Origin of the sequence: Methylobacterium sp. WL12, assembly GCF_008039475.1 — a bacterium.
Taxonomy (GTDB): Bacteria; Pseudomonadota; Alphaproteobacteria; order Rhizobiales; family Beijerinckiaceae; genus Methylobacterium; species Methylobacterium cerastii.
This window is the reverse complement of sequence record NZ_VRUW01000035.1, coordinates 1-23,010: the sequence shown is the minus strand read 5'-3', so window position 1 is coordinate 23,010 and position 23,010 is coordinate 1. Positions and strand designations below refer to the sequence as shown.

Sequence of the window (23,010 nt, the reverse complement as noted above, 5' to 3'; positions counted from 1 at the left end):
ATTCCGGGGCGCCGCAGGCGAGCCCGCAATCCAGATCCGCCGAGGCGGCAAGCTCGGGCGCCGTCGGCGGCTTCTGGATCCCGGGCTCCGCTTTGCGGCCCCGGGATGACGGCGTGGAGCGTGAGGGCGCTGCGGGTCGGCGGAGCCGGCGGCCTGAACCATCGTTAGGGTGAACGACAGCATGCGCATCGCGCTCGCGGCCGACAACGGCAATTGGCACAAGGCCCGGCTCCTGGCGGCGCTTCGCGCCCAGGGGGTCGAGCCGGTGCAGTTCTCGCTCGCCGACGTGGCGATCGTCACCGGCGGCGGCGAACCGCTGCGGGTGCCTGGCTTCCCGGAGACGCTGCCCGACGGCGTGTTGCTGCGGACGATCGCCGGCGGGACCTTCGAGGCCACGACGATGCGCCTCGGCGTGCTGCATGCGCTCGTCGCGTCCGGCGTCACCGTCTGGAACGGCCCCGTCGCGATCGAGCGCTCCGTCGACAAGGCGGCGACCAGCCTGATGATCGCCCGCGCCGGCCTGCCGACGCCCGACACCTTCGTGGTCTCCAAGCGCGCCGCCGCCGCCGAAGTGGTCGCGCGCGAGGCCGGTCCCGGCCGTCCCCTGGTGCTGAAGCCGCTGTTCGGCTCGCAAGGGGAGGGCTTGCAGCTCATCGAGCGGCCCGACGACCTGCCGCCGGAGGATGCGGTCTCGCGGGTCTACTACCTCCAGCGCTACGTCCCCCGCAGCGACGGGCTGTGGCGCGACTACCGGGTCTTCGTGTGCGAAGGCCGCGCCATCGCCGGGATGATCCGCGAGGGCGACGGCTGGATCACCAACGTCCACCTCGGGGGCCGGCCGCTGCCCTGGGCGATGCCGCCGCGCGCCGCCGAGCTCGCCGAGGCCGCCGCCGCCGCGGTGGGCGTCGACTACACCGGCATCGACCTGGTGGAGGACGGGGAGGGCGGCTTCCTCGTGCTCGAGGTGAACTCGATGCCGGCGTGGTCGGGCCTGCAGAAGGTCTGCGAGGTCGACATCGCCGGCGCCGTCGTGCGCGGCTTCCTCGCCGCCGTCCGCGCCGCGCACCGGCCGCGCCTCGTGGTCGCCTGATGCGCCTCGCGCCGGCGACGATCGCGGCTCTGTACCAGGCGGCGTGCCTGGCCGAGCTCGACGCCCTGAAGCCCGGCAACGTCCACGCCTACGCGGCCGGGCACCGGATGGCGGTGTCGGATTTCGTCGCCAGCGCCGCCGCCTCGGCACCGGCACTCGCGGGTGCCGGGACCGGCGTCGGCGCACGGGTCCGCGATGCGGTTGCGGCGACGTTTGCCGCGGTCGGCCAGAACACGAACCTCGGCATCCTCCTGCTCTGCGCGCCGCTTGCGGTGGCCGCCGAGCGCGCGAGCACCGTGGCCGCGGTGCTGGCCGGGCTCGAACCGGCAGATGCGCAGGGCGTCTTCGAGGCGATCCGCCTCGCCAACCCCGGCGGGCTGGGCCAGGCCGCCCGGCACGACGTGGCCGCGCCGGCCCCGGATTCGTTGCGCGCGGCGATGGAAGAGGCGGCGCCGCGCGACCGCATCGCCCGCGCCTACGTCGACGGATTCGGCGACCTGTTCGCGGTCGGGCTTCCGGCGCTGGCGGGCGCACGCGGGCAGGGGCTCGATCCGGCCTGGTGCACCACCGCCGTACATCTGGCCTACCTGCAGGCCTTTCCCGACAGCCACGTGGCGCGCAAGCACGGGGCGGAGCGGGCTGAATCCGTTCGCGCGCAGGCCGTGGCGGCCTTGGCTGGGCTCGATCTTCGCACCCGGCCGGTCGCGCCGCTGCTCGCCCTCGACGCGGCCTGGAAGGCAGCCGGAATCAATCCCGGCACCAGCGCGGATTTCACGGTGGCGACGCTCTTCGCCGACGCGCTGGCATCCGCCGGCGCCCGGTTGGCGGACGCGGCGCGCGTCGCCTGAAAAAGTTCCCCGCGTCAAGCGCCGGGCCGCACTTTTAATATCGATTCCAGCGCGTTGCCATGGGTTGTGACGGGCCGGACCGCGCTGTAGGGTCCGCGCCGCTATCCGGGCTAACCGGCCCGGCTTTTCCAAGGCCGGGCGTCGCGAACAAGGATGGCTTCCGGCCGCGCCCGACACGACGGGCCGCGGTCCTCGAGTTTGGAATCCAGGGAGAAAACCCGAATGGCAAAGATCACCAAGGTCCAGGTCGGCGAAGCCCTCGTCGGCGACGGCAACGAGGTCGCCCACATCGACCTGATCATCGGACCGCGCGGTTCGCCGGCCGAGACGGCTTTCTGCAACGGCCTCGTGAACAACAAGCACGGCTTCACCAGCCTGCTGGCGGTCATCGCGCCGAACCTGCCGTGCAAGCCCAACACCCTGATGTTCAACAAGGTGACCATCAACGACGCCCGCCAGGCCGTCCAGATGTTCGGCCCCGCGCAGCATGGCGTCGCCATGGCCGTGCAGGACGCCGTCGCCGAGGGCATCATCCCCGCCGACGAGGCCGACGACCTGTTCATCCTGGTCGGCGTGTTCATCCACTGGGAGGCGGCCGACGACGCCAAGATCCAGAAGTACAACTACGAGGCCACCAAGCTGTCGATCCAGCGCGCCGTCTCCGGCGAGCCGAAGGCCGCCACGGTCACCGAGCAGCGCAAGTCCGCGACCCACCCCTTCGCCGCGAACGCTTAGATCGGGGACAGTCCTGGGCAGAGCGCGCCTCCGCCCGCACCGCGGGGCCTGCTCCAGCGACTGGCCTCTATCTTCCTCGGACGATAGAAACACGAAGGCGGGACGGCGAAAGCCGCCCCGCCTTCTTTCGTCTGTCGCGTTCCCTTGCGATGGGCCTGCCGCGGGCGATCCCGACCCGGGCACGCCGATCCCGACGATCCCGAAGCGAGGCCCGGCATGAGCGAGACGAACAACACCTTCAAGAAGGCGCCCAAGCGCAAGGCCGAGAAGGCGCGCACGGTCTCGGTCTCCCCGGAGATGCGGCAGGCCTATGCCGACCTGATCACCGAGAAGGCGACCAAGCAGGAAAGCTACGGGCGCCACCTGCCGGGGACCGAGACGAAGCGGTAGCGCCGTCGGCAGGCTATCGCTTGCGCACGAACTCGGTGCGCAGGACGAGCCCCTTGATCGCGTCGTGGCGGCAGTCGATCTCCTCGGGATCGTCCGTGAGCCGGATCGAGCGGATCACCGTTCCCTGTTTCAGGGTCTGGTTGGCGCCCTTGACCTTCAGGTCCTTGATCAGCGTGACCGAGTCGCCATCAGTCAGCAGGTTGCCGGAGGCGTCGCGCACCTCCGCCCGCGCGGAGGTCGCGGCAGCCGCGCCCGGGGCCAGCCACTCGCCGGTGGCCTCGTCGTATACGTAAGACTCGTCGTCGCCAGCCACGTCCGTACCCTGCCGCCCAAGCTCGGCCCTTCTCGATGCCGGACCGGGCGGAGACAAGAGGTGCGAGACGCGTTCCGGCCATGCGACCGATGAGAGATATTGGGAGCGGGCCGGCCGCTCGGCCGGCCCGCGCGGGGGCTCAGCGCTTGAGCGGTCCCGCCTCGATCACGTCCTCGACCGTGCGCAGGCCGGCGCGCGGAGCGTTGACGAGGCAGGCCATGTTGCCGGGGGCGTGCTGGTTCTTCCACATCTTGGTGTGGGCCTGGGGGATCTTATCCCAGGGGAAGACCTCGCTCATGCACGGGTCGATGCGCTGGTCGAGGACGAACTGGTTCGCGGCCGACGCCTGCTTGAGGTGGGCGAAGTGCGAACCCTGGATCCGCTTCTGGCGCATCCAGACGTAGCGGGCGTCGAAGGTGATGTTGAAGCCGGTGGTGCCGGCGCAGAACACGATCATGCCGCCGCGCTTGGCGACCAGCGTCGAGACCGGGAAGGTCGACTCGCCCGGGTGCTCGAACACGATGTCGACGTCGTTGCCCTTGCCGGTGATGTCCCAGATCGCCTTGCCGAACTTGCGGGCTTCCTTGAGCCAGGTGTTGTACTCAGGCGAGTTGACCTTCGGCAGCTGGCCCCAACAGTCGAACTCCTTGCGGTTGATCACGCCCTTGGCGCCGAGGCTCATGACGTAGTCGCGCTTGGTGTCGTCGGAGATCACCGCGATGGCGTTGGCGCCGGACGCCGCGCAAAGCTGCACCGCGAACACGCCGAGGCCGCCGGACGCGCCCCAGACGAGGACGTTCTGGCCCGGGCGCACGGTGTGCGGCGCGTGGCCGAACAGCATGCGGTAGGCGGTGGCGAGCGTCAGCGTGTAGCAGGCCGCCTCCTCCCAGGTGAGGTGCTTCGGGCGGACCATGAGCTGGCGCGACTGCACCCGGCAGTACTGGGCGAAGGAGCCGTCACCGGTCTCGTAACCCCAGATGCGCTGCGAGGGCGAGAACATCGGGTCGCCGCCGTTGCACTCCTCGTCGTCGCCGTCGTCGCGGTTGCAGTGGACGATGACCTCGTCGCCGACCTTCCAGCGCTTCACCTTGGCGCCGACCTTCCAAACGATGCCGGAGGCGTCCGAGCCCGCGATGTGGTACTCGCCCTTGTGCACGTCGAAGGGCGAGATCGGCTCGCCGAGGCCGGCCCAGACGCCGTTGTAGTTCACGCCGGCGGCCATGACGTAGACCAGCACCTCGTCGTCGCCGATGTCCCAGACCGGCAGGATTTCGAGCTGGTGCGACTGCTCCGGCGGCCCGTGCCGCTCGCGGCGGATCGCCCAGGCGTACATCTTGGCGGGCACGTGGCCCAGCGGCGGGATTTCGCCCATCTCGTAGAGGTCCTTGACCTCGCCCGTCCCGGCACCGGCCGGTTGCAATGCCGCGCTGGCAGCCATCGTCGCTCTCCTGATCGTTTCGTGTCCACGCGCGGTTCTGACGACGCCGCGGTTCCGGCTTAGCGCTATAACGACGAAGCAGAGGGCGTCCAAGGGTCTGCAAGTCGTCCAAAAGGCCAGGAACCCGGCGACCGACAAGAAAAATGGCGCCGGCTTAGGCCGAGGCGCGCTGGATACAAAATTAACTTGGTGGCCGACCAAAAACTATTCGCGGACCGTGCACTTCGTCTGACCGCTCAAGACCTCGGTGAAAGAAGTCGGCTTGCACCAGGTACCTGTAGCCGATCACCGATTCCTGGACAGGCCGGCCCTTGTCCAGCAGCGCGCACCGATTCCGGGACGCGCACGTCCTCAAATTTCCTTAGCTGCCGCCCTCAGTATTTTGCGCATCCAGCGCGCCACGGGAACGAAAGCCGACGCCCGGCATGTGATGACGGCTCGCGGCGGCTTCGCTACGGTGCGCCGCAAGGGGCGGGGCGAGCGGGCCGCGCGACGAACAAATCAGCGGAGACGGGTGACATGAGCGCGAGCGCGAGCGTCGACGAGGTGAAGCGCGACAAGCCTCAGCGCGACAAGCCCTGGATCATCCGCACCTATGCGGGCCATTCGAACGCCAAGGAGTCGAACGCGCTCTACCGCGGCAACCTGGCCAAGGGGCAGACCGGCCTGTCGGTGGCCTTCGACCTGCCGACCCAGACCGGCTACGACCCCGACCACGAGCTCGCCCGCGGCGAGGTCGGCAAGGTCGGCGTCTCGATCGCGCATCTCGGCGACATGCGGACCCTGTTCGACCAGATCCCGCTGCAGCAGATGAACACCTCGATGACGATCAACGCCACGGCACCGTGGCTGTTGTCGCTCTACCTCGCGGTGGCCGAGGAGCAGGGCGCGCCGTTCTCGGGGCTGCAGGGCACCACGCAGAACGACATCATCAAGGAATACCTCTCGCGCGGCACCTACGTGTTCCCGCCCGCGCCGAGCCTGCGGCTGACCAAGGACGTGATCCTGTTCACGACCAAGGAAGTGCCGAAGTGGAACCCGATGAACGTCTGCTCCTACCATCTGCAGGAGGCCGGGGCGACGCCGGTGCAGGAGCTGTCCTACGCGCTCGCCATCGCCATCGCGGTGCTGGACACGGTGCGGGACGACCCCGATTTCGATCCCGAGAGCTTCCCCGAGGTGTTCGGCCGGATCTCGTTCTTCGTGAACGCGGGCCTGCGCTTCGTCACCGAGATCTGCAAGATGCGGGCGTTCTCGGAACTCTGGGACGAGATCGCCCAGGAGCGCTACGGCATCGACGACCCGAAGAAGCGCATCTTCCGCTACGGCGTGCAGGTCAACAGCCTCGGACTTACGGAACAGCAGCCTGAGAACAACGTCCACCGCATCCTGATCGAGATGCTGGCGGTGACGCTGTCGAAGCGGGCCCGCGCCCGCGCCGTGCAGCTTCCGGCCTGGAACGAGGCGCTCGGCCTGCCGCGCCCGTGGGACCAGCAATGGTCGATGCGGATGCAGCAGATCCTCGCCTTCGAGACGGACCTCCTCGAATACGACGACATCTTCGACGGCTCGAAGGTGATCGACGCCAAGGTCGAGGCCTTGAAGGTCGAGACCCGAGCCGAGCTGGAGCGCATCGGCGGCATCGGCGGCGCGGTCGCGGCGGTCGAGACCGGTGCGCTCAAGCGCTCGCTCGTCGAATCCAACGCTCGCCGCATCTCGGCGATCGAGGCCGGCGACCAGATTGTCGTCGGCGTCAACAAGTGGCAGCAGGGCGAGCCTTCGCCGCTGACCGCGGGCGAGGGCGCGATCTTCACCGTGTCCGAGACCGTCGAGATGGAGGCCGAGGCCCGCATCCGCGAATGGCGCACCAAGCGCGACGACGCCGTCGTCGGCAAGGCGCTCGAGGAGCTGGAAGCCGCCGCGCGCTCGGGCGCCAACATCATGCCGGTCTCGATCGCCGCGGCGAAGGCCGGCGTCACCACCGGCGAATGGGGGCAGCGTCTGCGCGAAGTGTTCGGCGAGTACCGCGCGCCGACCGGCGTCACCCTGCAGACCGTCTCGTCCGGTGCGGCGGAGGAGGCGAAGCTCCTGATCGCCGACCTCGGCGAGCGCCTCGGCGAGCAGCCGCGCCTCGTCGTCGGCAAGCCCGGCCTCGACGGCCACTCGAACGGCGCCGAGCAGATCGCGCTCCGCGCCCGCGACGTCGGCTTCGACGTCACCTACGACGGCATCCGCCAGACCCCCGCCGAGATCGTCGCGAAGGCGAAGGAGACCGCCGCCCACGTGGTCGGGCTCTCGATCCTTTCGGGCAGCCACGTGTCGCTGGTGCGCGACGTGAAGGCGAAGATGCGCGAGGCGGGCCTCGACCACATCCCCCTCGTCGTCGGCGGCATCATCTCGCCCGACGACGAGCTCGTGCTCAAGAACATGGGCGTCTCGGCGGTCTACACCCCGAAGGACTACGTCATCGACACGATCATGATCGGCCTCTGCAAGGTGGTCGAGCGCTCGATCGACAAGACCAACCGCACCGCCGGCGCCGCCAAGGGCAAGGACGAGGCCGCGCAGGTCTATTGAGGCGGCGTCGCCGCCGGGGCGAGGCCATGCGCGCCCGGCGGCTTCACCCGTCGGGCCGGCCGGCGTAGAGCGGCGTCATGCTCGCTCCCCTCATCGCAGTTCCTATGGCGGCGGCCCTCAGCGCCGGCCTGATCGTCCGGCTGCGACCGCTGCTGGTGCGCTACGCGTTGGCCCGGCCCAACGCCCGTTCCAGCCATACCGAGCCGACGCCCCAGGGCGGGGGGATCGCCGTCGTCGCGGCGACGCTGGCCGTCACCGGGTTGCTAATCGCCGCGCCGGAAGCGAGCCGGGACGTGCTGGTGCTGGGGTTCGGCGCCGTGGTGCTGGCGCTCGTCGGCGCCGTCGACGACATCCGGCCGCTGCCGGCTTGGGCGCGGCTGATGCTGCAGGCCGTCGTGGTCGGCGGGGTGGTGGCCGGCGTCGACGGGCGGCTGGTTCCGGCCTTGCCGCCGGCGGTGGAGCGCACGCTGGCGGTGCTCGCCGGCGTCTGGTTCGTGAACCTCGTCAACTTCATGGACGGGCTCGACTGGATGAGCGTGGCCGAGACGGTACCCGTCGCCGCCGCCCTGGCCCTGTTCGGCGGGTTCGGCGCCTTGCCGCCGGCCGCGATCCTGGTCGCCGCCGCCCTGCTCGGAGCGATGCTCGGCTTCGCGCCGTTCAACCGCCCCGTGGCAAAACTCTTCCTCGGCGACGTCGGCTCGCTGCCGCTCGGGTTGATCCTCGCCTGGCTGCTGTACCGGCTCGCCCTGGAAGGCGGGCTCGCCGCGGCGATCCTGCTGCCGCTTTACTATCTCGCCGACGCCACCCTGACGCTGATCCGGCGCGCGGCCCGGCGGGAGCCGGTGTGGCAGGCCCATCGCAGCCACTTCTACCAGCGGGCCACCACGAACGGCCTCACGGTCGGCGGCGTGGTCGGGCGGGTGTTCGCGCTCAACCTCGCCCTCGCCGCCCTCGCGGCCGCGACCTTGCTTTGGCCGTCGCCGGTCGTCACGCTCGGTGCGCTGGCGGCGGGATGCGGGCTGGTCGCGGCCCTGCTGATCCGGTTCTCGCGGGCGCCGACGGCGGACGGAACGAGGGTGCCTTGAGCCAACTGATCGCGCTGACCGGGGCGACCGGCTTCATCGGCCGCCATGTCCTGCGGGACCTGACCGCGCGGGGCTACCGCGTCCGCTTGCTCCTGCGCCGCCCGGTCGACGCGATGCCGGAGGGCGCTTCGAGCGCCGTCGTCGGCGACCTGACCCGGCCGATGAACATGGCGGCGGCGCTGGCCGGCGTCGACGCGGTGGTCCATTCGGCCGGGCTCGCGCACGCCATGTCGGGCGCGCCGGAGGACGATTACCGCACGCTGAACACCGAGGCGACGCAGCGCCTGGCCGAGGCCGCCGCGCGCGCGCGGGTGCGCCGCTTCGTGTTCCTGTCCTCGATCCGCGCGCAGACCGGCCCGACCGCGCCCGGCATCGTGACGGAGGCCGACGGCCCGGCCCCGACCGACGCCTACGGCCGGTCCAAGCTCGACGCCGAGCGGGCGCTAGCCGCCATCGGCATCGATTGGGTCGCGCTGCGGCCCGTCCTCGTCTACGGCGCGGGGGTGAAGGGCAACATGGCCGCCTTGGTGCGGCTCGCCCGCTCGCCGTATCCGCTGCCGCTCGCATCGCTCGCCGGGCGCCGATCGCTGGTCTCGGTGGAGAGCCTGTCGGCCGCGATCGACGCGGTGCTGCGAACGGACACGTCGCCGAACCGGCCGCTGGTCGTCGCCGACCCGGATGCCCAGACGTTGCCCGAGATGCTGACGGCCCTACGCGCCGGACTCGGCCGGAGGCCCGGCCTCGTTCCGCTGCCCTCCGCCGCGATCGGGCTCGCCTGCCGGCTCACCGGCCGCGAGGCGCTGTTCTCGCGGCTGGCCGAGAACCTCGTCGCGCGCAGCGTCGGGTTGTCCGCGCTGGGCTGGGCGCCGGCCGGCACGACCCGCGACGGCCTCGCACGGCTCGCGCGGGGACAGGCGTCCGCAAATCAGTAGTCTCGGCAGAATGCGGGCGCGGTGCCGTCGTCGAACAGGCGGCAGCTGCGGACGATCTCGGATTCGATCAGCGCGCAAGCGTTGGACGCGTTGCAGGGTGGGTGCGTCGCCGGCGAGACGGCGAGGCAGCGTTCGACGAGGCGGGCGGAGTCGCGTTCGCCGACGCTGGCGCGGCAGCTCTCGGCCCGGGCGGCGACGGACCCGAAGGTCACCACCGAGACGGCGACGACCAATGCACCGGCGCGGGACGACATCATCGATCAGGCCTCGGCCAAAAGAAAACCCCGGCCTCGCGGCCGGGGTCTTTGTTACGATACCGAGGCGCCGATGTCAGCGGCGGACGTCGATCACGTCGCCCGAGCGGCTGTCCACCACCACGGTGATGTCGTCGCCGCGCCGGTCCGAACCGCGGACGATGATGCGCGGACCGCGACGATCGACGTTGTCGACGTCGGTGAGACCCTGGCGACGCGCGATGCGGATCGCCTCGCCGCGGCTGAGGTCGACGTCGTCGCGCGGGCCGCGGTCGCGATAGCCGGGATCGACGCGGACGCCGCCGGGTCCGATCTGGATGCCCTGGGCCGAGGCGGGGGCGGCGAGCCCGGCGACTCCCAGTCCGGCAACCATCGTCAGGCCAGCGAGTACCGTCTTCGTCCGCATTGCTTCGTCCTTCTCTCGGCACGCTCCCTGTTCGGAAACTGCGCTCGGTTCGGTCGTCGCCTCAATCTGCGGGGCGAGGAATAGTTCCCGAACGGGACGTTCGCGAATCAACAGGGCTCGGCGAGGACGGTTCCGGTCGCGCGCTGGTCCGGGCTCGCCGGCGCGGCTTCGACCGGCTTGTCGAAGCGCTCGCGGAAATGCGGGATCGCCGCCTCGAACACCGCCTCGGCGGCGGCCCGGTCGCCGCGCGCCACCGCCTCGCGCAGGGACGCCGTCCAGGCGTCGAGGCGGGCGCGGTCGGCGAAGACGGGCTTGGCCGCCATCACCCCGTCGATCCCGTCGAGGCTGACGCGGGGCTCCTCGCGGGCGAACAGGATCTCGTTCAAGCGTTCCCCGGGCCGGGCGCCGGAGAACACCAGCTCGATCTCCGCGCCGGGCTCGAAGCCGGCCAACCGGATCATGCGCTCGGCGAGCTCGGCGATCTTCACCGGCTGGCCCATCTTGAGGACGTAGACCGCCGCGCGCTGGTCGGCCGCGCCGGGCACGAGGCTGCGCGCCTCGCCGTCGGCATGGGAGGCCGCGGTGAGGACGAGGTCGGCGGCCTCCCGCACGGTCATGAAGTAGCGGACCATGTCGGGATGGGTGACGGTGACGGGGCCGCCGCGAGCGATCTGAGCCTTGAACACCGGCACAACCGAGCCGACCGAGCCGAGCACGTTGCCGAAGCGCACGGCGATCAGCCGGGTCGGGTGGCCGGGGATCGCCGCCTGCTCGGCGTCGCGGGCCTGGGCCACCATCTCGGCGAAGCGCTTGGTGACGCCGAGCTGCGAGACCGGCTCGATCGCCTTATCGGTCGAGATCATCACCAGAGCGCGGGCGCCGGCCGCCACCGACGCGTCGGCGACGTTGATCGAGCCGAACACGTTGGTCTTGACGCCCTCGCTCCAGTCGCGCTCCAGGTAGGGCACCTGCTTCAGGGCGGCGGCGTGGAAGACGTAGTCCGGGCGGAATTCGGTGAAGACCGCGTGCAGGCGCTCGCGGTCGCGGATGTCGGCGAGCGAGCCCGCGATCTCGGCCTGGGCGTTGAGCAGGGCCGGCTGGCTCAGGATGCCGTGGAGCGCCGGCTCCGAGCTTTCCACCACCATCAGCGCCGAGGCGCCGAAGGCGAGCGCCCGGGCGCAGATTTCCGAGCCGATCGAGCCGCCGCCGCCGGTGACGAGGACGCGCTTGCCGGCGAGGAACCGTTCGAGCCGCGGCCGGTCGATCGCGACGGTCGGGCGCAGCAACAGGTCCTCGATCTCCAGCGGCGCCAGCTCGGCGTCGCGCATGCCTTCGCCGAGGCTGACGACCCGTGCGAGCGGCAAGCCGAGGCGCCGAGCGCGGGCGATCAGGTCGTCGGGCTCGGCCTCCGGCGCCAGGGCGCTCGGCGTCGCGACGAGGCGGCGAACCGGCTGGCCGCGGGCGGCCAGCTCTCCGACCACCCGCTCCAGGTCGGCGAAGCCGCCGAGCACGGTCACGTCGCGCATGGTCTGCCCGGCCTCGTCGGCGCGCGGCGAGAGGATGCCGCGCGGGGCGAGCTTGCGCACCGAGCCGGATTCGATGGCGCGCAGCAAGGTCTCGATGTCGGCGCCGCGCCCGAGCAGCAGGGTCGGCACCGTAGCGGACCGGGCGCTCGACTGCTTGGAGCGGGCGTATTTCAGGTAGCGGAACGCGAGCCGCGTGCCGCCGAGCAGGAAGATCTGCAGCACCCAGTACAGGACGATGGCGATCTTGCCGAAGAAGTAGAACCCGTACAGGTCCGACGAGACCAGCACGTAGTCGAGCACCAGCAGCCCGAAGGCGAGCACGCTCGCGGCTCGGACGATGCCCGCGAGGTCGGGCAGCGAGGCGAAGCGCCACTTGGTGCGGTAGAGCCGAAATTGCCGGTAGACGAGGCCGGCCACGACGAGGAACGGCGGCAGCAGGACCGGGAGCGCGTGAAGGCGCTCGGCGAGGGCGTCGCCGGTGAAGCGGAACACGAAGGTGAGGACCACGGCCAGCGCGGTCGCCACGAGGTCGTGGACCACCATCACCGCGGTCTTGTAGGTACGCTGCTGCATGATGTTCCGCGGCGGTATCGGCTCCGCCTCGGGCGGTGTCAACGCGGGCGTCAGGCCCCCGGGCGCACCGCCCGCGCCACCGCGTCGTCGGCCTGGTCGATGTCGGGTGCGTCGATCCGCCGGTAGCGCGCCTGGATCAGGCCGAAGGCGCCGAACGCCACGTGGCCAGCCGCCACGATCGCCAGCAGGACGCGGCCGTAGGGCTGGGCGCGCAGCGCCTGGAACGCCCCCGACAGGCCCTTCACCTCCGAGGAGGCCTGGTACCAGGCCGCGACGACGACGAAGCCGCCGATGATCAGGAACGCGATGCCGCGGGCGGCGTAGCCGAACCGGCCGACCGGCTCAGCCCAGGCCTGCCGCGCCGCGTCGAGGGCGAGCCGTTCGGTGACGTCGCCCCGCGCCGCCTTCACCAGGAAGCCGACGCCGCCCCCGACGACGCCGAGGCCGATCAGCGCCACCGCGACCCGGCCATAGGGTTTCGCCAGCAGCCAGGCGGTCCAGTCCTGCAGGCCATCGCCGTCCGATTGCAGCCCGAGACCGAGGGCGAGGCTCGCCGCGGTCAAGCCGAGGCCGGCGTAGATGCCGGCGCTGATCAGGTGAGCGCCCCGCACCGCGAGACCCTTGGGGGAAGTGCCGCGCCGGTCGGCGTCGGTCACGGCCTCGACCAGCCGCCAGGCGGCGAAGCCCCAGAGCCCAAGCGCGATCAGGCCGACGATCCAGGCCCCGAGCGGGCCGAGCAGCACGAAGCGCAGCGCACCCGCACTGTCGCCGGCCTTGCCGCCGGCGCCGACGGCCGCGAGCACCGCCAGCACGCCGACGACGCAGTAGACGGCGCCGCGGGCGCAGAAGCCGAAGCGGGCCAGGCGCTCGATCGTGTTGCGCCCCGCAAAGCGGGTGGACGAGCGACCGGAAGGGCCGCTCACGCCGGATCGCGCTGCGGCTTCCCGGACAAAGCCACGTAGAACCCGAGGCCGTCGCCGGCCGGCAGCGTCTGCAGGCGGTCGACCAAGCCGCGGCGCTTGGCGTCCAGCAGCAGGCGTCCGGCCGGCTGGAACAGCGTCTCCCCGCCCCCCTCGGGCGGCGGGTCGAGGCGGATCGCCACGGTCTTGCCCTTGGCGAAGCGGCTGCGTTCCAGCATCTCGTTGAGCGACGCCTCCGCCGTGGCCCGGTTGGCGCCGCGCAGGTCCATCACCGATTCCGCATCGGTGAGGCCGAGGCCGCCGCGCAGCTTGTCGGCGTAGAAGTCTTCGAAATGGGGCAAGGGCGACGACCTGCTGGGAGTTTGTCAAAGTACTGGCGAACGCGGTGGATGCCGGCTCGCGCGAGGAGGATGCTCTAGAACGACAGACCGGCGAAGACGGTTGCGACGGGCAGGGCGCCGCCGAACTCGGGCAGCTCGATCGCGCCGTCGAGGCCGAGTGCCTGCTTGCGCCAGGCGTTTCCCTCCTGGCGCCGCCAGACCTCCACCCGCGGTTCGTCCTGGTACACGATCAGGAAGACCTGAAGGCTTTCGACCGCGCGGTAGAAGTCGGTCTTGCGGCCGCGGTCGGCGCTCATGGTCGAGGGCGACAGCACCTCGGCGACGAGGACGGGATCGGAGGCGTAGACGTCCGGGAGGATCGGACCGCAACGCACCACCACGTCGGGGATCGGCGCGATGTCGTCCATGTGCCGGCTCACGATGGCGATGCCGGGGACAACGCGGCAGCCCTTCGGCTCCACGAGTTCGGCGAGCCTTCGTGACAAGGTGAAAACGATGGTCTGGTGCCGCTCGCTCGGCGGCGACATCAGGACCGGCTCGCCGTCGAGCAGTTCCCAGCGCTCGTCGTCCGGGCGGCCGGCGACCCAGTCCTGGTACTCGGCGACGCCCATGCGGTCGTCCCGCTTTGCCGCGACTGCCATGCGAGCCTCCGAACCACGTAGGCGAGAATGTCACGAGATGGGTCGGCGCGCGACCGACGTCATCCGCAAACGATCAGAATTCCACCCGGGCATAGATGTCGGAGACCGCGAGCGTGCCGCCGAGTTCGGGAAGGTCGACGGCCTCGCCCTGGCCGAGCATCCGCATCGCCCAGCCGGCGTCCCGCTGCCAGACCTCCACGCGATGCGCGTCCAGGTAGACGATCAGAAACGTCCGGATCGATGCGACCGTCCGGAAGAAGTCGGTCTTGCGGCCTCGATCCATGCTCATCGTCGACGGCGAGAGCACCTCCGCGACGACGAGCGGGTCCCGCGTGTAGCCGTCCCGCGGCAGCGGCCCGCACTGCACGACGATGTCGGGAATCGGCGCGAAGTCGTCCATTGCATCGCTCAGCACTGCGAGGCCGGGGAGGGCGTGCGCGTCCCTGCGTTCGGCGAGGTCGTCGAGGCGTCGGGCAACAGCCATCGCGGCCTCCTCCGGTGAGGCCGCGATGGTAGCATTCCGGGGGGCGTCCGCAACGATCGCGGACGGCCGGCTTCAGCCGCGCACGAGCACGTTGCGGAACTGCCAGGGGTCGCTCGCGTCGATGTCCTCCGGGAACAGGCCGGGGCGGCCGGCGAGCGGGGTCCAGTCGGTGTAGACGCCGACGACGGGCCCGAGATACGGGGTCTGGACCTCGAGGCAGCGGCGGAAGTCCATCTCGTCGGCCTCGACGATGCCGGCCTCCGGGTTCTCCAGCGCCCAGACCATGCCGGCGAGCACGGCCGAGGTCACCTGCAGGCCGGTGGCGTTCTGGTAGGGTGCGATCCGGCGGGTCTCCTCGATGGAGAGCTGCGAGCCGTACCAGTAGGCGTTCTTCTTGTGGCCGTAGAGCAGCACGCCGAGCTCGTCGATGCCGTCCTCGATCTCGTCCTCGTCGAGGATGTGGTGCTTCTCCTGCACCTTGCCGGCGTTGCCGAACATCTCGTGGAGCGAGAGCACGGCGTCGTTGGCCGGGTGGTAGGCGTAGTGGCAGGTCGGGCGGTAGGCGGCCCGATCGCCCTCGCGGACCGTGTAGTAGTCCGAGATCGAGATCGCCTCGTTGTGGGTGACGAGGAAGCCGAACTGCGACTGCGCCGTCGGCGTCCACGAGCGCACGCGGGTGTCGGCGCCGGGCTGGAGCAGGTAGATGGCGCAGCGCGAGCCCTTCTCCTGCTCGCGCGCGTTCGCGGGCATCCAGGTCTCGTGCGTGCCCCAGCCGAGCTCGGCCGGCTGGTTGCCCTCGGAGACGAAGCCCTCGACCGACCAGGTGTTGACGAACACGCCCTGCGGCTTGGGGTGCTTGGCGCGCTGCGTGTCGCGCTCGGCGATGTGCACGCCCTTGACGCCGACCTCGCGCATCAGCGCGGCCCATTCCTCACGGGACTTCGGCTCGGGGGTCGTGACGCCGGTATCCTTCGCAATGTTGAGCACCGCCTGCTTCACGAACCACGACACCATGCCGGGGTTGGCGCCGCAGCACGAGACCGCGGTGGTGCCGCCGGGGCTGGCGGCGCGGGCGTCGAGGATGTCCTGGCGCAGGGCGTAGTTGGTGCGGTCGCCCTGGCTCTTGTCCTTGTCGAAGTAGAAGCCCGGCCACGGCTCGGCGACGGTGTCGATGTAGAGGGCGCCGAGCTCGCGGCACAGCTCCAGGATCGCCCGCGACGAGGTGTCGACCGACAGGTTCACGCAGAACCCCTGGCCGCCGCCCTCGGTGAGGAGCGGGGTGAGCACGTCGCGGTAGTTCTCGCGGGTGAGGGCCACCGTCTCGAAGCGCAGGCCGTGCTTGTCGGCGAGCGCGCGATGCGAATCGTCGGGGTCGATCACGGTGAAGCGGGCGTGGTCGTATTCGAAGTGGCGCTCGATGAGGGGCAGCGTGCCTCGGCCGATCGATCCGAACCCGATCATCACGATGGGCCCGCTGATGCGGCCGTGGACGGGCGCCTTGTTCGAACCTGGCTTCGGCGTATCGGTCATGGCGGGGGCGGTCCTTCGGATGTGCGCGGCGCGCAGAGGCGGCTCGGGTTAGGCGGCCGATGTGACGATGGGGCGACAGGCCGGGCCCGTCCGCGAACGCGACGTCCCCTCAGGCCGCCCGGCGGCGCTGCCGTTCCGGGCTCTCGGCCGTCGCAGGGCGCCGCGTGGATGCCGGACCTAGTGCCGCCTCATGCCGCAAGGGTCAACCGCACGGCGCCCGCGCGAACCGCAGAGGTGTTGACGACGTGTTGCGCATGCATGCGACCTCTGCATGCGAGACCTTCGAACCGGTGCGTTGCGTGCACCGCACAACGATCGCATGCTGCATCGCAAGATCGATCGGAGACCCGTTCCGGGTCGCAGGTCGCACGGAGTCGTCCATGCTGTCCGTCCTCACCGCGCACGTCCCGGCCCCCGCCGACGAGCCCCGGGATCGCGATCCCGGTTTTCTGACCCTCGCCTTCACGGTGGTCCGCGCCCTCCGTCGCGAAGGCCGCAACGCCTTCGAGCGTCGCTGCGCCCGCGCCGCCGAGACGCTTCCGCACGCCTGATCCGACCCCCGCGCCGGAAAATCCGGCGGCGCCGGATTGCGCCGCCCCGCCCCGGGCTTTAGGCGCCTTCCTCGAAGCCATGTCGGCCGAGGGGGGCCTAGTCTCGCATGTCGCCGATCCGCGCATCTCGCCATTCTGCGCGCCTCGCCGCGCTCCTCGCGGCCTCCCTGATCGCGCTGTCCGTGGGCGCCGTCCCGTCCGCCGCGCAGGAAGAGGCGCCGGACGCCGCGCCTGCAGCGCCCCCCAAGGTCAAGCCGAAGCCGCGCCCGCCCGTCCCGAAGCCGGCACCGAAGGCGAGTCCGGCCGCAACGCCCGCGTCGGCGGCCGACGCCAAAGCCGCCGCCAAGCCGGCACCGGTCTGGCCCGCGGGCGCGCTCTCGATCACCGAGAATTACGGCGAGTGGACGCTCACCTGCACCCGGCCCGAGACGAACACCGCCTGCATGCTGATGCAGTCGCAAGGGGACAACAAGACCGGCAAGCGCCTGTTCGCCTTCGAGTTGCGGACGCCGAAGGACGGGCGGGCGGAGGGCCTGATCCTGATGCCGTTCGGCCTCTCGATCGACCCGGGCGTCACGTTCAAGCTCGACGACGTGGTGCTGGGCAAGGGCGCGCCCTACATTTCGTGCAGCGCGGAAGGCTGCCTCGTGCCGATCAGCTTCCCGACGCTTGCCACCGACGCGATGCGGACCGCCAAGACCCTCCAAGTGATCGGCGTGAAACCGAGCAACGAGGAGCCCCAGCCGATCGCGGTGCCGCTCGGCGGGTTCGCGGCGGTCTGGGACCGGGCGATCGCCTTCACCAACTGATCCGACGACGGACGGCAGACACCGAGAGCGGCCGGCAAGGCCGCCGACCCGGGCAGGCGAGACGACGAGAGGGCCGAGCATGCGCGACACGATGATCCTGGCGGGGCTGCTGGCCTGCCTCGCCGCCCCGCTCGTCGCGCAGGAGGCCACTCCCTCCGGCGGCCCGCCCGATTCGACGCCGGACGCCCCGCCGATGGACAAGAAGCGCGTCATGGCCGCGCGCCTCACCGGGCTGGTCGGCTTTACGAACAGCTCATGCCCGGACTTGCAGGGCGATCCGGCCCTCCTGAAGGGCGCCGTCGAGCGCCTCGGGGTCGACCCCAAGGACCTGGAGCAGGGCGAGCTGGCGATGGTCGCGCGCTCGTTCTCCGAGACCTACCAGAAGGACGTGCCGGCGAACTGCAAGCGCGCGATCGAGACGTTCGGCCCGTCGAGCCGGATCGTCCCGAACCTCATCGTGAAACGCTGACCCTCGTCTCGGTTGAGGCGCGCGGGGACGGCGCGGGACGGCGTCCGAAACCACGATTAAGCGTGCGTTAGCCGCGATCCGGCAGTGTCGGCCCTCAGCGGCGTCGGAGCGTTGCGTCCCTTGTCCGGGGCGCCCGCCGCCCCCGGGTGCGGCGTATCGATGGGCGGGTGGCTCGAGACGGGACCAAGGGTCCGCCGCATGCCCCGCCGCGCGGGCCTCGCGCTCGCGATGCTGGCAGGCCTCGGGCTTCCGGCCGAGGCCGCCAAGCTCCTCGCCGTCTCCGGCACCGAGGCGCAGGGCTACGCCCGCATCGCCTTCACGTTCGACAGCGCGGTCTCGATCAAGGCGCGCCTCTCCGGCGGCGTGCTGGTGCTCAACTACGACGAGCGGACGGAGGCCGGACCGGAGCGGCTGGTCTCCGAGCTGCCCGGCTACCTCGCCGCCGTCCGGCGCGATCCCGACGGCAGCGGGCTGCGGCTCGCCCTGCAGCGGCCGATCCGCGTCAACGTGCAGGAGGCCGGCGAGAAGGTCTTCGTCGACCTGCTGCCCGAGAACTGGACCGCCCTGCCGCCGCCCCTGCCGCCGGACGTCGTCGCCGACCTCGCTCGCCGCGCCCGGGCCGCCGAGGCGATCCTGAAGGCGCGCAACCCCGCCCCCGTGCGCCGCCCGCTCGGCGTCGAGGTCGCGAAGCTGCCGACGCTCACCCGCCTGACGGTGCGCCTGCCCGAGGGCGTCGCGGCGACGATCGACCCGGAGGGCGGCGCCACCCGCCTGCGCGTGCCCGGCGCCTACAGCTTCGACCTGTCCGAGACCCGAGGCCGCCTGCGGCCGGACATGGCGCGCCTCACCGCGACCGCGGACGACGCCTCGGCCGGCCTCGCGGTCGCGGTCGCCGACGGGTTCACGGTCTCCACCGACCGCGACGACGGCGCCGTGGTGTTCGACATCGTCGCGAAGAAGGACCCGGCCAAGGCCGACGCGACCGCGTTCGAGGTCGTAAAGCTCGACGCCGCCAGGGCCGAGGGCGCCGGCAAGGCCGAGCCCAAGGAAGCGGCGAAAAGCGAAGCGTCCAAGGGTGACGGAGGCAAGGGTGACGGAGGCAAGGGTGAGGGAGCCAAGAGCCCCACCAAGGCCGACCTTCCGGCGCCCGGTTCCCGCTCCGGCGCCTCGGAGGCCGCCGCCCGTCCGCCCCTGGCCGAGCCGCCTGAGCGTCAGGCCGGCTCCGGCCTGGTCTTCCCCTTCGCCAAGCGCCCGCCGGTCGCCCTGTTCGAGCGCGGCGGCATCGCCAACCTCGTCTTCGAGACCGCCGAGCCGGTCGCCCTCCCGGCTGCCGGAACGGGCGCCCTGCGCTCCGTCGGCGAGCCGCTGCGGATGGGAGGGCAGACGGTGCTTCGCTTCGCGGTGCCCGCCGGCGTCCTGCTCGACCTCGTGCCGGTGCGGGCCGGTGCCGCCGCCGGCGCCTGGGAGCTGATCGCGGGCGACAACCTCGGCCCGAGCGACACCCTGGCCCCGACGCGCCTGCCCGATGCCGCCGGGCGCTCCCGCGTCGCGATCGGCCTGCCGCAGCCGGGGGGCGCCGCCTGGCTCGACCTCGACGGCGAACGCGTCGCCGTCGTGACGGCGCGGGGTTGGAAGCCCGCGGGCATCGCCAAGCGGCAGCGCTTCGTCGACTTCGAGCTGCTGCCGAGCCGCTTCGGCGTCGCCGTGCTGGCCCAGGCCGACGACCTCACCGTCCGCCCCGACCTCGACGGCGTCGTCGTCGGGCGCGACGGGGGCCTCGCGATCTCGGCCGTGGCACGCCCGCCCGACGCACCGCTGGCCGAGGTGTCGGATTTGGCGATCCAGCGCGAGCCCTGGGCGCAGGCGCGGCTCGGCGACGTGCGCGAGACGATCCGGACGCAGTTCGCGGCCTCGATCGCGGCCTCGGCCGGTACGCGCGGCCCGATGCGCGTGATGCTGGCGCGCACGCTGCTCGCCAACGGCCTCGCCGCCGAGGCCCTGACGACTCTGGAGTTGGCCTGCGCCGACGACCCGGTGGTGGCGAGCAGCCGCGAGGCCGCGATCCTGCGCGCCGCATCGCTCGCCGGCATGGGCCGCAACGCCGAAGTGCGGAAGGCGCTGGCAGCCGGGACGCTGGCGCGCGACCCGGAAGCCGTGCTGTGGCGCGCCGTCGCCGACGGGCAGGCGGGCCGCTGGCGCGAGGCCGAGGAGGGGCTCTCCCAGGCGATGCCGCTGCTCGAGCGCTACCCGCTCGCCCTCCAGGCGACGCTCCGCACGCTTGCGGCGGAAGCGGCGATCGAGACCGGCGACATCGACGCCGCGTCGCGGCGGATCGTACTGCTCACGACGACCGACCTGTCGCACCTGGATCGCGACCGCGTCGCCCTGGTCCGCGCGCGCATCGACGAGGCGACCGACCGGACCAAGGCGGCGCTCGAGGCCTACGACAGCCTGGCCGAATCGGGCGAGCGCCCGGTGGCTGCGGCGGCGGCCCTGCGTGGCACGCTGCTCGGCCGCGACGCCGGCAACCTCACACCCGCGGAGGCGATCGATCGCCTCGAACGCCAAGCGATCACCTGGCACGGCGGGGAGATCGAGGACGCGATCACCGCGGGCCTGGCCCGCCTCTACATGGCGGCCGGGCGCTATCGCGAGGCCTTCACCGCCGTCCGCGCGATCGACGCCATCGCGCCGGACGCCGCGTCGAACCGGGCCCTGCACGACGAGGCGGCGTCCCTGTTCGACGACCTGTACCTCTCGCCGCGCGGCGATGCCCTGGGCGGCGTGGACGCGGTGGCTTTGTACTTCGACTTCAAGGAGTTCGCCCCGATCGGGCGGCGCGGCGACGCGATCGTGCGGCGCCTCTCCGAACGGCTCGTCGGCCTCGACCTGCTCGATCCGGCGGCCGAGCTGCTGCAATACCAGCTCGACCACCGCCTCACCGGCCCGGCCCGGTCGAGCGTCGCGACCCAGCTCGCAACGATCCGCCTGATGGACGGGAAGCCGCTGAAGGCGCTGGAGGCGATCGAGGGGACCTACCTGCCCGAGCTCCCGCGCGACCTGCGGCGCGCCCGGGCGCTGCTGCGCGCGCGCGCACTCTCCGACCTGTCGCGGACCGATCTGGCGCTGGAGACGATCGAGGGGGAGGCCGGCCCCGATGCGGTGCGGCTGCGGGCCGACATCCTGTGGTCGGCCCGGCGCTGGCGCGAGGCCGGGGAGGCGCACGAGGCCCTGCTCGGCGACGCGTGGCGGACCGGCAAGGCGCTCGACGACGCCACCCGCTCCGACGTGATCCGCGCCGGCATCGCCTACGACCTCGCGGGCGAGCCGATCGGGCTGGAGCGGCTGAAGGCCAAGTTCGCAGGCGCCATGGCCGAGAGCGCGGACGCCCGCACCTTCGCGCTGCTGACGAGCGCCGACGCGACCAGGAAGCCCGGCTTTCGCGAGATCGCGCAGAAGGCGACGAACGCCGAGACGCTGGCGGCCTTCCTGGCCGAATACCGCAAGCGCTACCCGGACACCGCGCTTCCCCCCCGCGGCGAAGCCGAGAAGCGCGCCGACGGGCAGGGGACTCCGCCGGGCTGAGCATCACGCGACCGATCGAACTCTGATCCGTGTCGGGATGAATGCGGTTGCCGCGAGCGTTCCCCGCTGATCGGTCGCCCCGTTGCATCGCCGGCGATCTCAACGCGTCAGCGGCACCGCGGTGATGAGGCGCCAAGCGATCGTCGCCTGTCGCTGCCAGACGACGCGGACGTGCGGCCGCCGCCCGTCCGGGGCAACGACCGGCCCCTCGACGACGAGGCGCATCCGTCCGTCGACTTCAACGAAACGGAGCGCATCCGTGCCGAACAGCGCGTCGGCCTGTGCCAGCAAGGCACGGCCAAGCTCGTCCGGCTTGGCCCGATCGAACCCGAAGGACAGGAAGAAGCGCGCTTTGGGTCCGCCGATCGGATGAGCGAGGTTCAGACGATAATCGATCAGCTTGCGGTCCGGGATTTCCAGGACCGGCCACCAGCCCTCGTCGATCACGGAATCGCGCGTCCCGTGCGGGCGAGCTGAGCAGCGTCGACGGTGGCGAGTGCGCCGGGCGGTTCGGAGAACTCGACCTCGTAGGTTTCGCCCGCTCCCCAGACCGCGACCACGGCTCCCTCGGTGCCCGCCGGGATCGTGTCGCCGTCCAGGGTCACGACGCTGGCCAGCACGCGCACGTCGTCGAGATCCTGCAGCGGAGCGCTGGGATCGGTCCGCCGCATGAGATGGATGGTGTCGACCGACCTGGCGGCGGGATGGGCCGGGCCGGCCGGGTCATCAAATCGCGTCGGGCGGGAAACGCAGGAGCGACGCGCGTCAGCTCCCGCCGTAGCTCTGCACCAGCGACCCGGCGACCAGGGTCCAGCCGTCGACGAGCACGAAGAAGATCAGCTTGAAGGGGAGGGCGACGGTCGCCGGCGGCACCATCATCATGCCCACCGCCATCAGCACCGAGGCGACCACGAGGTCGATGATCAGGAAGGGGATGAACAGCAGGAAGCCGATCTCGAAGGCGCGGCGCAGCTCCGAGATCAAGAACGCGGGGGTGACGATCTCGAGGCCCACCGCCTCGGGGCCCAACGGCACCGGCACCTTGGCCATGTCGAGGAAGAGCTTCAGGTCCTTCTCGCGGACGTTCTTCAGCATGAAGGTCTTGAACGGCGCCGAGGCCCGCTCGAAGGCCTGCACCTGCGTGATCTGGTTGGCGAGCAGCGGCTCGATGCCGGCGCGGTAGGCCTCGCGGCCGGTCGGCGCCATCACGAAGGCGGTGAGGAACAGGGCGAGGCTGACGATCACCGTCGTCGGCGGCGCGGTCTGGGTGCCGAGCGCCGAGCGCAGGATCGACAGGACCACCACGATCCGCGTGAACGAGGTCGCCATGATCAGCACCGAAGGCGCCAGCGCCAGCACGGTGATGAGCGCGACGAGCTGCAGCGCGCGCTCGCTGGCGCCGCCCGTCCCGAGGTCGACGGTGAGGCTCTGGGCCGCGGCCGGACCCGCCCCGAGCCCGAACGCGAAGGCGGCCAGGGCGAGGCGGCGCAGGGTCCGAAGCTTAGGGTGGGGG

Annotated in this window: 23 protein-coding genes and 1 pseudogene; 11 read left to right on the top strand and 13 right to left on the bottom strand. The window is 71.5% G+C overall.

What is annotated here, in order from left to right; translation table 11 throughout:
• The first annotated feature begins 181 nt into the window (after positions 1 to 181).
• The 4 genes from FV226_RS14615 to FV226_RS28010 all read left to right on the top strand — a co-directional run bounded on the left by FV226_RS14615 (position 182) and on the right by FV226_RS28010 (position 3,063).
• On the top strand, positions 182 to 1,090 hold the full coding sequence (locus FV226_RS14615; RefSeq protein WP_147763479.1) for a RimK family alpha-L-glutamate ligase: 909 nt from the start codon (positions 182 to 184) through the stop codon (positions 1,088 to 1,090).
• Complete coding sequence (locus tag FV226_RS14610; RefSeq protein WP_147763478.1) at positions 1,090 to 1,938, top strand: triphosphoribosyl-dephospho-CoA synthase; 849 nt, start codon at positions 1,090 to 1,092, stop codon at positions 1,936 to 1,938. Before FV226_RS14615 ends, FV226_RS14610 begins: the two co-directional genes overlap by 1 nt.
• 222 nt (positions 1,939 to 2,160) lie before the next feature.
• Positions 2,161 to 2,673 (top strand): 5,6,7,8-tetrahydromethanopterin hydro-lyase, encoded by a 513-nt coding sequence (gene fae / locus FV226_RS14605; RefSeq protein WP_147750994.1) that lies wholly within the window; start codon positions 2,161 to 2,163, stop codon positions 2,671 to 2,673.
• A 216-nt stretch (positions 2,674 to 2,889) separates the two neighbouring features.
• Positions 2,890 to 3,063, top strand: a complete 174-nt coding sequence (locus FV226_RS28010) for a hypothetical protein (protein ID WP_187273586.1) — start codon at positions 2,890 to 2,892, stop codon at positions 3,061 to 3,063.
• Between the two features lie 13 nt (positions 3,064 to 3,076).
• On the opposite strand, the gene FV226_RS14600 is transcribed toward FV226_RS28010, so the two are convergent.
• Complete coding sequence (locus FV226_RS14600; protein WP_147763477.1) at positions 3,077 to 3,376, bottom strand: alkylphosphonate utilization protein; 300 nt, start codon at positions 3,374 to 3,376, stop codon at positions 3,077 to 3,079.
• 139 nt (positions 3,377 to 3,515) lie between these two features.
• Positions 3,516 to 4,814, bottom strand: a complete 1,299-nt coding sequence (gene ccrA, locus FV226_RS14595) for a crotonyl-CoA carboxylase/reductase (RefSeq protein ID WP_147750996.1) — start codon at positions 4,812 to 4,814, stop codon at positions 3,516 to 3,518.
• 519 nt (positions 4,815 to 5,333) lie between these two features.
• Here ccrA and FV226_RS14590 point away from each other — a divergent pair.
• The 3 genes from FV226_RS14590 (at position 5,334) to FV226_RS14580 (ending at position 9,408) form a co-directional block, all read left to right on the top strand.
• A complete protein-coding gene (locus FV226_RS14590; protein ID WP_147763476.1) occupies positions 5,334 to 7,391 on the top strand; it encodes a protein meaA in 2,058 nt (685 codons plus the stop codon).
• Between the two features lie 77 nt (positions 7,392 to 7,468).
• A complete protein-coding gene (locus FV226_RS14585) occupies positions 7,469 to 8,476 on the top strand; it encodes a glycosyltransferase family 4 protein (protein ID WP_147763475.1) in 1,008 nt (335 codons plus the stop codon).
• A complete protein-coding gene (locus FV226_RS14580) occupies positions 8,473 to 9,408 on the top strand; it encodes an NAD-dependent epimerase/dehydratase family protein (protein ID WP_246685558.1) in 936 nt (311 codons plus the stop codon). The genes FV226_RS14585 and FV226_RS14580 overlap by 4 nt, the downstream gene beginning before the upstream one ends.
• On the opposite strand, the gene FV226_RS14575 is transcribed toward FV226_RS14580, so the two are convergent.
• From FV226_RS14575 to FV226_RS14540, 8 genes and pseudogenes are all read right to left on the bottom strand, one after another.
• The gene (locus FV226_RS14575) at positions 9,402 to 9,665 is read right to left on the bottom strand and encodes a hypothetical protein (RefSeq protein WP_147763473.1); all 264 of its coding nucleotides are present in this window, start codon (positions 9,663 to 9,665) and stop codon (positions 9,402 to 9,404) included. The genes FV226_RS14580 and FV226_RS14575 overlap by 7 nt on opposite strands.
• Positions 9,666 to 9,738: 73 nt before the next feature.
• Positions 9,739 to 10,068, bottom strand: a complete 330-nt coding sequence (locus tag FV226_RS14570) for a PepSY domain-containing protein (protein WP_246685559.1) — start codon at positions 10,066 to 10,068, stop codon at positions 9,739 to 9,741.
• Between the two features lie 107 nt (positions 10,069 to 10,175).
• The gene (locus FV226_RS14565; RefSeq protein WP_147763472.1) at positions 10,176 to 12,167 is read right to left on the bottom strand and encodes an SDR family NAD(P)-dependent oxidoreductase; all 1,992 of its coding nucleotides are present in this window, start codon (positions 12,165 to 12,167) and stop codon (positions 10,176 to 10,178) included.
• 50 nt (positions 12,168 to 12,217) lie between these two features.
• On the bottom strand, positions 12,218 to 13,090 hold the full coding sequence (locus FV226_RS14560) for a DUF1206 domain-containing protein (RefSeq protein WP_246691606.1): 873 nt from the start codon (positions 13,088 to 13,090) through the stop codon (positions 12,218 to 12,220).
• Positions 13,087 to 13,428 (bottom strand): hypothetical protein, encoded by a 342-nt coding sequence (locus FV226_RS14555; RefSeq protein WP_147751003.1) that lies wholly within the window; start codon positions 13,426 to 13,428, stop codon positions 13,087 to 13,089. The genes FV226_RS14560 and FV226_RS14555 overlap by 4 nt, the downstream gene beginning before the upstream one ends.
• 74 nt (positions 13,429 to 13,502) lie before the next feature.
• On the bottom strand, positions 13,503 to 14,069 hold the full coding sequence (locus FV226_RS14550; protein WP_147763471.1) for a Uma2 family endonuclease: 567 nt from the start codon (positions 14,067 to 14,069) through the stop codon (positions 13,503 to 13,505).
• 73 nt (positions 14,070 to 14,142) lie between these two features.
• Positions 14,143 to 14,553: pseudogene (locus FV226_RS14545) on the bottom strand (Uma2 family endonuclease); the annotation flags it as partial.
• A gap of 72 nt (positions 14,554 to 14,625) precedes the next feature.
• Positions 14,626 to 16,083, bottom strand: a complete 1,458-nt coding sequence (locus tag FV226_RS14540) for a saccharopine dehydrogenase NADP-binding domain-containing protein (protein ID WP_147763469.1) — start codon at positions 16,081 to 16,083, stop codon at positions 14,626 to 14,628.
• Positions 16,084 to 16,463: 380 nt separating this feature from the next.
• Here FV226_RS14540 and FV226_RS28005 point away from each other — a divergent pair, with 380 nt between their 5' ends.
• The 4 genes from FV226_RS28005 to FV226_RS14525 all read left to right on the top strand — a co-directional run bounded on the left by FV226_RS28005 (position 16,464) and on the right by FV226_RS14525 (position 21,497).
• Entirely contained in the window at positions 16,464 to 16,634 is a 171-nt protein-coding gene (locus tag FV226_RS28005; RefSeq protein WP_187278763.1) for a hypothetical protein, read from the top strand.
• A gap of 107 nt (positions 16,635 to 16,741) precedes the next feature.
• A complete protein-coding gene (locus FV226_RS14535) occupies positions 16,742 to 17,443 on the top strand; it encodes an invasion associated locus B family protein (protein WP_147763468.1) in 702 nt (233 codons plus the stop codon).
• A gap of 79 nt (positions 17,444 to 17,522) precedes the next feature.
• Complete coding sequence (locus tag FV226_RS14530; protein ID WP_246691605.1) at positions 17,523 to 17,912, top strand: hypothetical protein; 390 nt, start codon at positions 17,523 to 17,525, stop codon at positions 17,910 to 17,912.
• A 198-nt stretch (positions 17,913 to 18,110) separates the two neighbouring features.
• On the top strand, positions 18,111 to 21,497 hold the full coding sequence (locus tag FV226_RS14525; protein WP_246691604.1) for a hypothetical protein: 3,387 nt from the start codon (positions 18,111 to 18,113) through the stop codon (positions 21,495 to 21,497).
• Between the two features lie 99 nt (positions 21,498 to 21,596).
• Here the strand turns inward: FV226_RS14525 and FV226_RS14520 are convergent, their stop codons facing one another.
• The 3 genes from FV226_RS14520 to fliP form a co-directional block, all read right to left on the bottom strand.
• Positions 21,597 to 21,944, bottom strand: coding sequence for a DUF6883 domain-containing protein (locus FV226_RS14520; protein ID WP_147763466.1), 348 nt, complete (start codon positions 21,942 to 21,944; stop codon positions 21,597 to 21,599).
• On the bottom strand, positions 21,941 to 22,168 hold the full coding sequence (locus FV226_RS14515; protein ID WP_147763465.1) for a DUF4926 domain-containing protein: 228 nt from the start codon (positions 22,166 to 22,168) through the stop codon (positions 21,941 to 21,943). Before FV226_RS14515 ends, FV226_RS14520 begins: the two co-directional genes overlap by 4 nt.
• 94 nt (positions 22,169 to 22,262) lie before the next feature.
• Positions 22,263 to 22,988 (bottom strand): flagellar type III secretion system pore protein FliP, encoded by a 726-nt coding sequence (gene fliP, locus FV226_RS14510; RefSeq protein WP_147763494.1) that lies wholly within the window; start codon positions 22,986 to 22,988, stop codon positions 22,263 to 22,265.
• Positions 22,989 to 23,010: the final 22 nt, after the last annotated feature.